13 protein-coding genes are annotated in these 13,376 nt (G+C 46.1%); 11 read left to right on the top strand and 2 right to left on the bottom strand.

The genetic code is table 11. From position 1 onward, the window contains the following. Window positions 1–2 precede the first annotated feature (2 nt). The 3 genes from MHB80_RS22605 (at window position 3) to MHB80_RS22595 (ending at window position 2,481) form a co-directional block, all read left to right on the top strand. Window positions 3–602 (top strand): suppressor of fused domain protein, encoded by a 600-nt coding sequence (locus tag MHB80_RS22605; RefSeq protein WP_341279095.1) that lies wholly within the window; start codon window positions 3–5, stop codon window positions 600–602. A 70-nt stretch (window positions 603–672) separates the two neighbouring features. Then, on the top strand, window positions 673–1,074 hold the full coding sequence (ndk, locus tag MHB80_RS22600) for a nucleoside-diphosphate kinase (protein ID WP_341279094.1): 402 nt from the start codon (window positions 673–675) through the stop codon (window positions 1,072–1,074). A gap of 210 nt (window positions 1,075–1,284) precedes the next feature. Continuing rightward, a complete protein-coding gene (locus tag MHB80_RS22595; RefSeq protein WP_341279093.1) occupies window positions 1,285–2,481 on the top strand; it encodes a GNAT family N-acetyltransferase in 1,197 nt (398 codons plus the stop codon). Between the two features lie 565 nt (window positions 2,482–3,046). Here MHB80_RS22595 and MHB80_RS22590 read toward each other — a convergent pair. Together MHB80_RS22590 and MHB80_RS22585 are read right to left on the bottom strand one after the other, a co-directional pair. Beyond that, window positions 3,047–3,298 carry a hypothetical protein gene (locus MHB80_RS22590; RefSeq protein ID WP_341279092.1) on the bottom strand — a complete coding sequence of 84 codons (252 nt, stop codon included), beginning with the start codon at window positions 3,296–3,298 and terminating at the stop codon, window positions 3,047–3,049. A gap of 120 nt (window positions 3,299–3,418) precedes the next feature. After that, window positions 3,419–3,880 (bottom strand): hypothetical protein, encoded by a 462-nt coding sequence (locus MHB80_RS22585; protein ID WP_341279091.1) that lies wholly within the window; start codon window positions 3,878–3,880, stop codon window positions 3,419–3,421. Between the two features lie 961 nt (window positions 3,881–4,841). Between MHB80_RS22585 and MHB80_RS22580 the strand changes: the two genes are divergently transcribed. From MHB80_RS22580 to MHB80_RS22545, 8 genes are all read left to right on the top strand, one after another. Continuing rightward, complete coding sequence (locus MHB80_RS22580) at window positions 4,842–5,594, top strand: Wzz/FepE/Etk N-terminal domain-containing protein (protein ID WP_341279090.1); 753 nt, start codon at window positions 4,842–4,844, stop codon at window positions 5,592–5,594. Continuing rightward, complete coding sequence (locus MHB80_RS22575) at window positions 5,575–6,267, top strand: CpsD/CapB family tyrosine-protein kinase (protein ID WP_338552660.1); 693 nt, start codon at window positions 5,575–5,577, stop codon at window positions 6,265–6,267. The genes MHB80_RS22580 and MHB80_RS22575 overlap by 20 nt, the downstream gene beginning before the upstream one ends. A gap of 283 nt (window positions 6,268–6,550) precedes the next feature. Then, the gene (gene galU / locus MHB80_RS22570; RefSeq protein WP_341283051.1) at window positions 6,551–7,438 is read left to right on the top strand and encodes a UTP--glucose-1-phosphate uridylyltransferase GalU; all 888 of its coding nucleotides are present in this window, start codon (window positions 6,551–6,553) and stop codon (window positions 7,436–7,438) included. A gap of 166 nt (window positions 7,439–7,604) precedes the next feature. Beyond that, on the top strand, window positions 7,605–8,294 hold the full coding sequence (locus MHB80_RS22565) for a sugar transferase (protein ID WP_341279089.1): 690 nt from the start codon (window positions 7,605–7,607) through the stop codon (window positions 8,292–8,294). Between the two features lie 258 nt (window positions 8,295–8,552). Further along, complete coding sequence (locus MHB80_RS22560; RefSeq protein WP_341279088.1) at window positions 8,553–9,491, top strand: GDP-L-fucose synthase; 939 nt, start codon at window positions 8,553–8,555, stop codon at window positions 9,489–9,491. Between the two features lie 88 nt (window positions 9,492–9,579). Further along, on the top strand, window positions 9,580–10,587 hold the full coding sequence (gene gmd, locus MHB80_RS22555; RefSeq protein WP_341279087.1) for a GDP-mannose 4,6-dehydratase: 1,008 nt from the start codon (window positions 9,580–9,582) through the stop codon (window positions 10,585–10,587). A 69-nt stretch (window positions 10,588–10,656) separates the two neighbouring features. Then, window positions 10,657–11,895, top strand: a complete 1,239-nt coding sequence (locus tag MHB80_RS22550; RefSeq protein ID WP_341279086.1) for a hypothetical protein — start codon at window positions 10,657–10,659, stop codon at window positions 11,893–11,895. 4 nt (window positions 11,896–11,899) lie between these two features. Then, on the top strand, window positions 11,900–13,345 hold the full coding sequence (locus MHB80_RS22545; protein ID WP_341279085.1) for an oligosaccharide flippase family protein: 1,446 nt from the start codon (window positions 11,900–11,902) through the stop codon (window positions 13,343–13,345). Window positions 13,346–13,376: the final 31 nt, after the last annotated feature.

Raw genomic sequence — 13,376 nt, 5'->3', positions numbered from 1 at the left:
TTATGAAAATCGAATTTTTAAATGAAAATGAGAGGTTTACCTTCGATGTTCGCAGAAGCATTTTGCTTGGCGCGTATATGGCACAGTGGGGCATGCCGGAATATCGGGTAGTGCTGTCTAGGGCGGAGAGCGGCGTCTATATTGAAATGTATCTTTTTCCCGATCGGGGAGGCGTTTCAAGGTTTGTGACGATTGGCTTGTCCAATACGTTTCACAAGTCTGGGCAACCCGTAGCCTCTGAATGGATGCTGGCGCTTCCTTCTGATTTGGGAGGAGAGAAGCAAGAGCGAATCTTTCATTATTTTGCCGATTTAATTGCACACCATATCGAAAAAGCCTCCAGCTCGTCTGTTCCTCTCGTCATGGGCTCAAGTGCTTTAGCACCAGACAACTGGAATGCGAAAGCTTTGTTGATCGATGAGCTGCGCGGCGAAAGCGATAGCTTGGAGGAGCTGAAGGTGGGCGATGAGGTTTTTCCACTCTTATGGGCAGTTCCGATTACCGAAAAAGAAGCGGCGATTATTTTGGAAAAAGGAATTGAGGATTTCGACGAAATCTTTGAAAAGTCTGATTATTCTATAATTGATCCTTGCCGTCCGTAATCTAGCATTAGATTTGACAGGAAATGAAATGGATAATAACAGTTTAGAATAGAAGAGAGGAAGTTAGCGTATGAGTCGTACTTTTGTAATGGTGAAACCGGATGGGGTTAAACGCGGCCTAATTGGCAATATCGTAGCAAGGTTTGAGGAAAAAGGGTTTGAGCTTGTACAAGCCAAGCTGATGAATGTAGATGTAGCGCTTGCTAAGCAGCATTATGTGGAGCATGTGGAAAAACCATTTTTCGGCGAATTGGTAGATTTCATTACTTCCGGCAAGGTGTTTGCGATGATTTTGGAAGGGCCCGATGCGGTGCAAAATGCAAGAAACATCATTGGCAAAACCAATCCGAAGGAAGCTCAGCCCGGATCGATTCGCGGCGATTATGCGTTATCCGTTGAAAGCAACATCGTACATGGTTCAGACTCAGATGAAAGCGCTGCTCGCGAAATTAAATTATTTTTTCAACAATAGAGATCGGCAATCAGGAGGGTGGAGCTCGCAAGCGAAATGAGCTGCTCGCTGTTCTTTTATTGCTTCAAGCCGCCGGTCATGGCTCATGGCCTGGCGGCTTTTCTTTTGCCGCTAGGCTGCTCCCTAAGGTATGATAGAAGCAGATGGACTAAGGTACGCTTGCAAGCTGAGCGACTAGAGCAAAAGGGGACAACAAGGAGGCTATTGGAGATGGAGATCAGAGCGCTGGAAGCCAAACATTTTGAGGAAAGATTGAAGCTGTCCGAATATGCCTTTCAATTTAAACTTACACCAAGCCAGCGGGAGCAGAATGAGCAAAAATTCCGCCCGGAGCAGGAGCTTGGCGCATTCGATGAGCAGGGGGAGCTACTCTCGGCGCTTACTTTGCTGCCGCTCGAAATTTGGGTGCAAGGCAAGCCGTTCGCGATGGGCGGGCTTGCGGGGGTTGCGACATGGCCGGAGGCAAGAAGACTTGGCTGTGTAAGCGAGTTATTAAAACGGTCGCTTGAGTTAATGAAGGGCGCAGGGCAGACGGTAAGCATGCTTCATCCGTTTGCGTTTGCCTTCTATCGGAAATTCGGCTGGGAGATGACGGTGGAGCGCAAGGCGTATACGATTGCAGCGGGCCAGCTTCCTCTGCGTAAAGTGACAAGCGGCCGAATGCAGCGGCTGGCAGAGGTGGATAGTGCGCTGCTGGATGAGGTGTATGCCAAGTTTGTATCGCGGTATACGGGAACGCTTGTTAGAACATCCGAGTGGTGGGCTCAGCGTGTACTCAGCAAGCCCGGTCACACAGCTGTATATTATAATGCGGACGATGAGGTGGCAGGATATGTGAGCTATCAAATTGAAAACCGTAAAATGACGATTCACGAGCTGGCTGTGCCAACAGAGGAGGCTCGCACTGCAATTTGGACCTTCATTAGCAACCATGACTCCATGCTGGATGAAGTTACTGTGACGGTGGCAAATGATGATCCACTGCCATTCCTGCTGCCAGACCCGAGAATCAAGCAGGAGCTGCAGTCTTATTTTATGACGCGGATTGTAGATGCGGAAGCTTTCGTGAGCCAGTATCCTTTTGCTGCTGGTGATCAGGAAGAGGCATTAGAGCTTGTGATTACAGATGCGCACGCTGAGTGGAACAACGGCCAATTCCGGTTAGTATTCGATGCAGATGGGACGGCACGTTTGACGAGAATAGAAGAAGAACAGTCGGATATGAAGCAAGCGCCTGCTGCTCCTCAGCTTGCCTTGGATATCCAGACCCTGTCAGCGCTGCTGCTTGGTGGCCGTAAAGCCTCCTGGCTTGCAGAAGCGGGACGAATAACGGGCGATGCGGAAGCGGCTGCACTGCTCGAACGCCGGATACCGCAGCATAAGACGTTTTTGATGGACTTTTTTTAAGCGGAGTGCCACAGCATTTGCAATAGTTAGGGCAGCAAACAGGGTATGGGACGTTATTCGTTCCCATGCCCTGTTTTTTGATATGGATATTTATAAGCCTTCATTAATAAATAGGAGACGTGGCGATTGAAACAGAGGGCAGTATGTAGGTGTCGAAAGAAAAAAGGCCAACCATAAATCTCTGGTTGGCCTGATAATACGAAATAAAGTATTAGACGGGAATCGTTGATTTAATGTGATTTTTGTAATGAAGAATCGTCAGCTTTGGAAAAATAATTTGTAGACTGCCGCTGTTGTCATTAAACTAACGATTCCCGTAGCTTAACCTTCTTTCGCAAGTATTAAATACTTCTCAAAACTTAGCACATCATTTATAACCTCTCCATCAAAATCTTGCGTGTAGTGGTACCGGGCAATCAAAGATTCTTTATAGCGTACGGTTTGTACAAATTCAATCAGAGAATCAAATCGAAAATTAATAACTAGTGCGATCCGTTTCTAGTTCGCCAGGATATTATCATTACCCTGACTATCTTTCCTCGTTAGTGTTGAATAACTGTTTCTGTTATTTCACTTGTTCAGTTATTTTAAATGCCTGATTTAAACAAGCAAGATGATTTAGTTTTACACTCATTTTGTCGTTGAATACTGTATAAATGAGTTTCGCTAAGTCTGTTTCAGACTTGCACAAGGAGCATTGTGCTACAATTTTCCTTATTTCAATACTGTATTCATCTTCTGGGGCTCCTCCTTCTAAAAGACCAACAGGATCCCAGTTATTTATTACTTTAGTTAAAACCAACAAGTCAATATTCACCTATTTATCCCCCTTTTTTAGAATCAGCTATTGGAATTATATTGCTCTTTAGATTGTGTAGCTGTCTGAAGGTAATATGCACGATGATGCACTGAACTAAATTCTTCGTTAGCTTAATAATTACATGGATTTATGATTATCGAATATTGAAGACAAGATACTGTCCGAATACTCCAACCAATCAAACATAAAAGTACCGATTTTCAATGTTTTTGTTGTCTCGCCATCTTCATAACTAAAATCACTCCAGATAATATTCTCTCCTTCAAGCCTTATGGAAACTGTAATTGCTCCACAACCTAAATCAGCACACATAGGGCATACATAGAGAAAATATCTCCTACTGTCCAATTCAGAAGTTCTCTTCAGTAATAACTTTTCTATTTCTTCTCGTTGTGCCGACTCTTCCTTATGCTGGAGTACCGAAATGAAATCGTATGACTGAAATCGATCGTAAAGTGAGTTTCCATCAATATTAAAATCAAAAAACTCAGTATTTTTCTCGCATTTAGTGATTATCCCATCAACATATCTATCTACATACCCGTGTCTGATCTTTGTTTTACACTCTATTTTGTTCATTAAAGTGCCCCCATTAATAATTGGTCTTAACCTAAGGTTTTTATCTTAAGTGGAATATAGGGTCTTGTATTGCAATAAAAGCAGTCGATTTTACCGCAATTTGGGGTTATCCATTCAACACAATACGCACAGAAGGTAGCATCATATCTATCGTAATAAAAGAGTCCATTATTACAGGTGACACAAAAACTATTAGGCTCTGGGGCTCCACCAATTTTAAAGTAATCGTCAATAATAATAAGCCGCTCCTTACTCAATATTTTTATTTTCAACCTACACCTCCGACGAAAAATATTATCCTTATTTTACTACATTTACGGGAACTAAACTGTCCGTTAGCTTAATGATACGTTACGAGCCTAATACTTTATTTTCACCGAACAATAGATATGGCTCGCACTGCTTCAACACGGAGCATCCCATCTACCTACTTTGGCCGAAGCCATCAGCCTCAGGACCTTCTATCTAGTTTTGTATACAAAATGTATCAAATTTTGTCTATAAATCTACCTCGCCATATTACAGGCTGTTCCTCGCCTATCCTCTAAGAATAAACACGCGTTTTCTACATATAAGTTAGTTTGAATTATAAAAAAGTCCCATTTTCCCTAGAGAATACGGAGTTTTTCAGTGAAAACGCTCTCTTTTTTAGGATTGCGCTTTCAGTTACATTCTGACGCATTTTTATGAAAATATGTGAAAAATCTATTGACATGATACGTATTGTATCGTAAAGTTAGGGTTATAAAAATACATAATGTATCAATCAACAGGCGGCAGACGCTTATGGAAAATGGCGCTAAAAGCATCCGTATTTGTCAGAAGAAAAAAGAATATCAGAATGAAAGGGTGGATGAGTGACGTCATTATGTCAGCTGCTGAGAAGGCTCGACTCTAAGAGACAAGTTTCAGCTTTTTCGAAATAGACATAGAAATACGGATAGCCTGTGGAGGGATAACAGTGGAGTTGAAACAATATATGAAAATCGTCCGAAAAAAAATAGGGCTGGTTGCGGTCATTGTTCTTATCGCCTGTGTGGCAGCAGCGGTAAAAAGCTTCTTTTTTACGACCCCCATCTATCAAGCTCATGCCCGGCTGCTCGTCAATCAAACCGCCCTGCCTGACGGCCAGTTTTCCCCAAGCGTAGGAACGCTGCAAACGAATATTATGATGATAAATTCTTACAAGGTCATTATAAAATCAGAGACGATACTTAGTCTGGTGACCGAGCGTTATCCCGAGTTGAACATTACACCGACGCAGCTGGCTGGACGCATATCCGTCTCCTCTGCCGAAAATTCGCAGGTTATGGATTTGCTGATTCGAGATCAATCGTATGTACGGGCTGCGAAAATGGTCAATGCGGTATCCACAGTCTTCAAGGAACAAATTCCCCTCATTATGAAGGTCGACAACGTTACAGTCCTGGATAAAGCGAATGAAACGGCCGCTGCGTATCCCATAAACAACAATCCCATTTTCGTCATTCTGGTTAGCTTTATTGCAGCGCTTATGCTGGCGATTGGACTTGTGTTTCTGATTGAGTATTTGGATGACACGTTTAAGATGGAGTCCGAGGTTGAAGCGGTGCTGGGTATTCCGGTCATTGCCTCTGTACCGAAGATGACGAAGGAAGATGTCCGTCCTTCCCGCAAGCGTGTATTGAATAACCAAGGGGTAGGTGAAGGGCAGCATGCGACGATTAACCAGTGAGACGAATTTAGTAGCGTTAACGAATCCCAATTCTCCCATTTCGGAAGTTTACCGAACGCTTCGCACCAACATCCAATATGCCGAAATCGATACGCCCAAGCAAATTTTAATGATCGCCTCCTCACAGCCGGATGAAGGCAAGACGACGACGATCACCAATCTGGCGGTCACGATTGCCCAAGAGGAACGCAAGGTGCTGCTGGTTGATGCTGATATGCGCAAGCCGTCCTTGCATCAAGTGTTTGACAAGCCGAATCGCATCGGTCTCAGCAGCGCCATATCCAATCAATTTTCGTGGCAGGAGGCGGTAATGGATACGATGGTCGAGCATTTATCGGTCATTACCTCCGGCCCGATTCCACCGAATCCCTCCGAGATGCTGGGCTCTAATAAGATGAAATCGCTCGTGCAGGAGTGGAAAGAGCATTATGACGTTATTTTGTTTGATACCCCGCCCGTGCTTGCTGTAACGGATGCCCTAATCGTAAGCGCGTTTTGCGATGGCGTTGTGCTGGTTGTGCTGGCAGGCAAGGTGAAGAAGGAAATGGTCAAAAAGATGAAGGCGAATCTGGACCGCGTCCAGGCGCAAATCGTCGGAGTCGTCATGAATAAAATCAATCCGAAGGACAGCGAGGATATTCAGCTGCAATATTATGAAACAGCTAAATCCTAAGCGGTCTGCCATAGCTTGATTTTCAGAAAAAAGAAACGAATTACGGAGCCAAACGGCTCAGGTCATGCCTATAACACCTTTATCAGGGTAGGCACTCGGTCACGCTGTGGGTTAAGCGACCTTAGACATGATTGTCGAGGGTGTGATGTGAGGAAGGGTTAAATGCCCTGTTAAAAATAATAGTTATTGCCTTTTGTTATAGGCAAGAGGCAATAACTAGCATTTTTAACTTCTAAGAATGGCAGCCATAGATAAAGAATAAATAGGGATAGGGTGATGGATGATGAAGAAGGTCAAAAAAGCAATTATACCTGCTGCAGGGCTCGGAACACGTTTCCTGCCAGCGACGAAAGCAATGCCGAAGGAAATGCTGCCTATCGTGGATAAGCCGACGATCCAGTATATCGTTGAAGAAGCGGTGGCATCAGGAATTGAAGATATTATTATTGTAACGGGCAAGGGCAAGCGGGCGATTGAAGACCATTTTGACCATGCCTTCGAGTTGGAGAACAATCTGTTCAGCAAAGGGAAATTCGATCTGCTGGACGAAGTCAGACGCTCCTCCAATGTAGATATTCATTATATCCGGCAGAAGGAAGCGAAGGGGCTTGGCCACGCCGTATGGTGTGCACGCAATTTTATCGGCAATGAGCCGTTTGCGGTACTGCTCGGAGATGACATCGTCCAAGCGGAAGTGCCTTGCGTGAAGCAGCTGATTGAGCAATATGAAAAAACGCAAAAATCAGTTATTGGCGTCCAGACGGTGGCGGATGATCAGACGGATCGTTACGGCATCGTAGATATATTAGAAAAATTTGACCGCCTCTATGAGGTGAACCATTTCGTGGAAAAGCCGGCGAGAGGCCAGGCGCCGTCGAACTTGGCTATTATGGGGCGATACATATTAACCCCTGAAATATTTGGCTTTCTGGAAAAGCAGGAAGAGGGCGTCAGCGGCGAAATTCAGCTCACCGACGCGATTCAGAAGCTGAATGAGCATCAGGGCGTATTTGCTTATGATTTCGAAGGCATTCGGTACGATGTTGGTGAAAAGCTCGGCTTTATTAAAACGACACTCGATTTCGCCTTGCAAAATCAAGAGCTTCGCGGCCAACTGCTATCGGTTCTTGAGGAAATTTTGGTCAGAGAGCAACTGATTAAAGCAAACTAGCGCAGCGCACCCCGCTGTTTTTTCAAATATAGGAAAGTATATGATTTCGTCATACTTTCTCTATATTTCTCGACAAAGCTCTTCGCACGTCCCAGAAGGACGACGAAGTCGTTTTTGCTTGGAGTATTGAAATCGTTATTCTACTATTTAATTGAGGTGATTGCGAATGCCCCCATCCCCGCAGCGCAATGATGCCAGGGCCGTATTGGAAGGCGGTTTTAATGCAAGCTTTGAGAAAAGAAGGTCGCTACGTCTCTATTTAATGGCAAAGCGGGCAGTGGATATTATCGGGGCAGCTACAGGCATTATGATTTTATCGCCGATTTTTATTCTCGTGGCTACTCTCATCAAGCTGGAGGACCCGCGCGGCAAAATCTTCTTTTACCAGACGAGGGTTGGACGTAATGAGCGGACGTTTAAAATGTACAAATTCCGCTCCATGGTTTCCAATGCCGAAGATATGCTGGAAGATTTGCTTAGCAAAAATGAGGTAGAAGGCGCGATGTTCAAAATGAAGGAAGACCCGCGCATTACAAAGATCGGCCGATTTATACGAAAAACGAGCATTGATGAGCTGCCGCAGTTTTGGAACGTGCTGCTTGGCGATATGTCGCTCGTCGGTCCCCGTCCACCGGTGCCCCGGGAAGTGGAAACCTACAGCAGCTATGACAAGCTGCGACTGCGCGTAACGCCTGGCTGCACGGGCCTATGGCAGGTGAGCGGTCGTAATGAGCTGAATTTTCATGAAATGGTGGAGCTCGACCTCCAATATATTAAGCAAAGAAGCATTATTTTTGATATAAAAATTATTTTATTGACCGTTAAGGTGATGTTCGGTTCAAAGGATGCATATTAGGGGCGGGGCTTCGAAACCTTTATTGTGAAAAGGTGGCGTGAAAAAGAAGCTTCGCTGCATGAAAAGCCCGGCTTCCGATCGCCATTGACCTTCAATTTCTTCAATTAAACCGCATCTGCGGTGGAAATTGTGGGCCAAAAGCGAACGCTGACGCTTCTCCAGTCCAAGCTTTTCATTCCGCTACGTCTTATTCACTTTACCTTTAAACAAGAAAAGATTTTAAAAGCACAGCCCGCTAAAAGGGAGAGGAATAAAGGGATGGAAATAGGAGCTAAAATTTATGTGGCGGGACACCGGGGGCTTGTTGGCTCGGCTATCGTCAGAGCCCTTCAAGAGCAAGGCTATCAAAATCTTGTATATCGCACTAGCGCGGAGCTGGATTTACGCAAAAAGGATGAGGTGCTCGCTTTTTTTGAGCAAGAAGCTTTCGATTATGTGTTTCTCGCTGCGGCTAAAGTGGGTGGCATCGTGGCAAACAACGATTACCCAGCCGACTTTATTCGAGATAATTTGCTCATTCAAACGAATGTCATAGATGCCGCTTATCAGACGCGTGTTGGCAAACTATTATTTTTGGGCTCAACCTGCATTTATCCTAAATTTGCTCCGCAGCCGCTGAAAGAGGAATATTTGCTGACGGGCGAGCTGGAGCCGACAAATGCGCCTTATGCAATTGCCAAAATCGCCGGCATTCAAATGTGCCAATCGTATAACCGGCAATACGGTACAACCTTCATTTCCGCTATGCCAACTAACCTCTATGGGCCTAATGACAACTTCGATCTAAAAACTTCGCATGTGCTGCCCGCCCTTATTCGTAAATTTCATGAAGCTAAGCAATCCGGCCAGCCATCAGTGGAAGTATGGGGCTCCGGCAATCCAAAGCGCGAGTTCCTGCACTCCGATGATTTGGCGGATGCCTGCATCTACTTAATGCGCCATTATGATGGCAATGACATCGTCAATATTGGCGTAGGCGAAGATATTTCAATTAAAGAGCTCGCAGAGCTAATCGGTTCTATCGTGGGGTATGAAGGGGAAATTACATTCAACACCACCGTTGCTGATGGAACGCCGCGCAAGCTCGTCGATGTAACGAAGCTGAACAGGCTCGGCTGGAAATCCAGCATTACGCTTGAAGAAGGTCTGAAAGCGGTATATGCCGCGTATCAGAAGGAAGCTCTAGTCAACCACTAATGCAGATAAAAGTGTCATGAAAAAAAGCGCAGCTTCTTTTTCAGCATGCTTTTAAAATTCATACAATAATCCCTTTGGAGGAATGAAAATGAAGAGAGCGCTAGTAACCGGTGTAACGGGGCAGGACGGATCGTATTTGGCAGAGTTTTTGCTGGAAAAAGGCTATAAGGTATATGGCATGAGAAGAAGAACGAGCACGCCAAACTATGAAAATGTCGCTCACATTAAAAATCAGATCGAATGGATTTCCGGCGATTTGACGGATCTTGCTTCTTTAATCGAAGCGGTACGCATTTCCGATCCGGATGAGGTCTATAATTTGGCGGCGCAATCGTTCGTGGCGGCCTCATGGCCACAGCCGCTGGCTACCGCGCAGCTGACGGCGCTTGCCGTCACGAATATGCTGGAAGCCGTTCGCATCGTTAAGCCGGAGGCGCGTTTCTATCAAGCATCCAGCAGCGAAATGTATGGCAAGGTGCAAGAGACGCCGCAAAAGGAAACGACTCCTTTTTACCCGCGCAGTCCGTACGGCGTAGCCAAAGTATACGGTCACTGGATTACGGTCAACTACCGCGAAAGCTTTAATATGTTCGCTTGCTCAGGCATATTGTTCAACCATGAATCACCTCGGCGCGGGCTTGAGTTCGTAACGCGCAAAGTAACGGACGCCGTTGCCCGCATTAAGCTCGGTGTGCAAAATGAGCTGCGCATGGGCAATTTGGATGCACTTCGCGATTGGGGCTTCGCAGGCGATTATATTAAAGCGATGTGGCTGATGCTCCAGCAGGATGAGGCGGATGATTTCGTCATTTCGACGGGTGAAATGCACACGGTTCGCGAGCTGCTGGAGGTTGCGTTCTCCTATGTAGGGCTTGATTACAGCAAATATGTCGTTATTGATCCTGAATTTGTGCGTCCGGCAGAAGTGGATTTGCTGCTTGGTGATTGCACGAAAGCGAAAGAGAAGCTTGGCTGGGAGCTGGAGGTTGGTTTCCAGCAGTTGATTCATATGATGGTCGATGCGGATTTGAAACGGGTTCGTGCTGAAACAGCCTACAACAACAGCTTGATTGGCGCAGCAGGGGCAGGCGTTTAATTAAAAAGCAGAACAGGGCGGCAGAGCAATTCTGCCGCTCTTTATTTTTGAAGAAAGCTGGAGTGAGCGATGATTAAAATTAAACCGGTAATCGAGCATGAAGGCATTTGCCGGCACTGCGGCGTTGTTCTTGCCAATGAACGAGTGCTGTGGCAGGGCATTCATGTATGCGTGGAAGCGTGCTGCCCGGCCTGCGGCGGCGAATACGTGGAGGATTTGAAGGTCGGGCATGCAACGACCTATCCGTATTTGATTGACCTTTCGTCATACACGCTTAGTGGTCATGAGGAATCCAGAGGCTGGCTCGGGAATCCGCTGCTTCATAGCCTACAGCATCCAACTGCTGATGAACAGGTCAGGCTTGAGGTAGAGATACGCGAGGCTTGCCGCGATGTAGTTATCATTAACTGCATCGACTTTCTTTACGGTCATTCCCTGCTCAAGCTGCTGAACGCTGAACGTGAACGTACCGAAAACCCGGATATCGGCATTATCGTCCTCGTGCAATCGTTTATGAAATGGATGGTACCGGATTATGCGGCGGAGGTGTGGACGGTCAATGTGCCGCTCTCCAAGGCGCAGCGGTTCTATCCGCAGCTGGATGAGCAAATTTCAGCGCAGTGCGAGCGTTTTGAACAGGTTTTCGTCAGCAGGGCCTATTCGCATCCGAGCCGATTCAATATTGAGCATTTTACGAAAATGCGCCCATTCCAGATGGAGGAGCCCCAGCCTGGGCCGACGCGGATTACTTTTATTTGGCGTGAGGATCGGGTATGGCTCGATAATCCTTATGTCATTAAAGCGGCGAAGCGCTATAAGCTGCTGCGGATGCTGCTTAAGCCGATTATTTGGTCGCAGCGCAACAAGATCGTCAAGCTTTTTAGCAAGATTAGAAAGCAGGAGAAGGACATTAAGTTCAGCGTAGTCGGACTTGGCCGCTCCTTCGCTTTCCCCGATTGGATTGATGATTGCCGTGTAAGCAAATTCAATCTGGAAGCGGAGCTGATGGCTTGCGAGATTTACGCCTCCAGCGCGGTCATTGTCGGGGTGCATGGCTCCAATATGCTGCTGCCCTCGGCGCTTGGCGGTATGGTTGTTAATTTAATGCCCGCGGACAAATGGGGCAATTTCGCCCAGGATATTTTGTTCACGGAAGAGAATAACCGCATTTCGGCTTATATGTACCGTTTTCTGCCATTGGAGACGAAAATCAAGGTGCTGGGCAAAATCATTTCCAGCCAAATTTCCGGCTTCACGCATTATCACGATCAAATGAAGGAAGACATTATGATGAGTAGGAATGGGTAGGCTTATGGGCAAAGTAAAGCAAATCTTGCAAGCAAAGGACCACCCGTTCTGGGTCATTGTCCAGCAGTTCGTGACGAAGGTGCTGACGGGCGTCAAGTTTCTCATTATCGCTCGCATGCTCGGGCCGGCCGAGATGGGGCTGGTCAGCATTGCGCTCGTGAGCCTGTCCATTATTGAGCTGCTCACGCAGCTTGGCGTCATGGAGGGCATCATTCAGAGAAAAGAAGACTTGAACAATGAGCAGAAAAATGCGCTTTGGACGATGATGCTTGCGAGAGGCGTAGGCATCAGCCTTGTACTGCTCGTAACCGCGCCTTATATTGCGCAGCTGTTCGGCGAGGGACGGGCGACGTCCTTGCTGCTGCTGGCAGCGGGCGTTCCACTCGCAACTAATGCGGTCAGCATTAAGTGGTATGAGCGAATGCGCCATAAGGATTTTCGCTCGACGGGCATTTTGCAGCTGATTACGATTATGCTCGATTTAAGCTTATCCGTCATGCTCGTCGTAGTGCTGAATTCGCCAATCGGCGTCATTGCCGGTCAGCTTATCGCCCAGTTGTTCCGCTGTACGGCTTCCTTCGTCTGGTTCAAAGATAAGCCGAAGCTGAGCCGCGATATGGGCAGCATTGCCGATATTCGCAAATATGGCAAATGGATTTGGGCGAACAGCATTTCGACACTTGTGCTTTATCAATTGGATAAGGTCATTGCCTCCCGCTTTCTGGGAACGACGGTGCTCGGACTGTATCAGACGTCGCAGAAGCTCAGCCAAATGAGCATCAGCGATGCGTCTTATGCGCTCGGGCAATATTTTTTTCCGGTGCTTTCCAAGCTTAATCGGGAGGATCATAGCCAGCTGAAGGTGCAGTTTATGCAAATGCTGTTTATTATCTTCTCGTTTTCAATTGTTACTTCGGGCTATGTGTTATTCAACGCAGAAACATTTATTGTTTTATTATTGGGTAATGAATGGATGGAGTTAAGTCCGTTGCTCGGTCTAATGCTGCTTAACGCAAGTATTGCTGGCATTATGAATGTTTTTGTTGTTGCCTTGCGTGCCATAGGTAAGCCACGGGTAGTAACCATTACTTCTTATATTCAGTTGGGTATTTATTTGCCACTCGCTATAGCTGGCGTTTTCTATTATCAAGTTTATGGGCTGATTTACGCCAGTATTATAGGAGCAACCACCACCACGGTCTTATTGTTTATTTCCTGTTTTAAAAGAATGAATCTATGGGGTGAGCTCGTTTATTTAAGAGGGGTTTTTGCTAACCTCTTATTTGTCATTATTATGTTTATGATTTCAATTACAGCTGGAAATCAACTGACCTTTATTATGTCAACATTCTTATATCTAATATTTGCATACAGGCTAGCAGCGAAGCTAAAAGTCAAGGTGAAACGGCTGTCGCCGTCCTTTGACGGCGCGTTTCAGTCCGAGAAATAGAGAGAAAGTATGAAAAATTCATATACTTTCC

The organism is Paenibacillus sp. FSL H8-0537 (assembly GCF_038051995.1).
GTDB lineage: Bacteria > Bacillota > Bacilli > Paenibacillales > Paenibacillaceae > Pristimantibacillus.
Note: the sequence above shows the minus strand (reverse complement) of the source record. Positions and strands in the feature narration are given on the sequence as shown.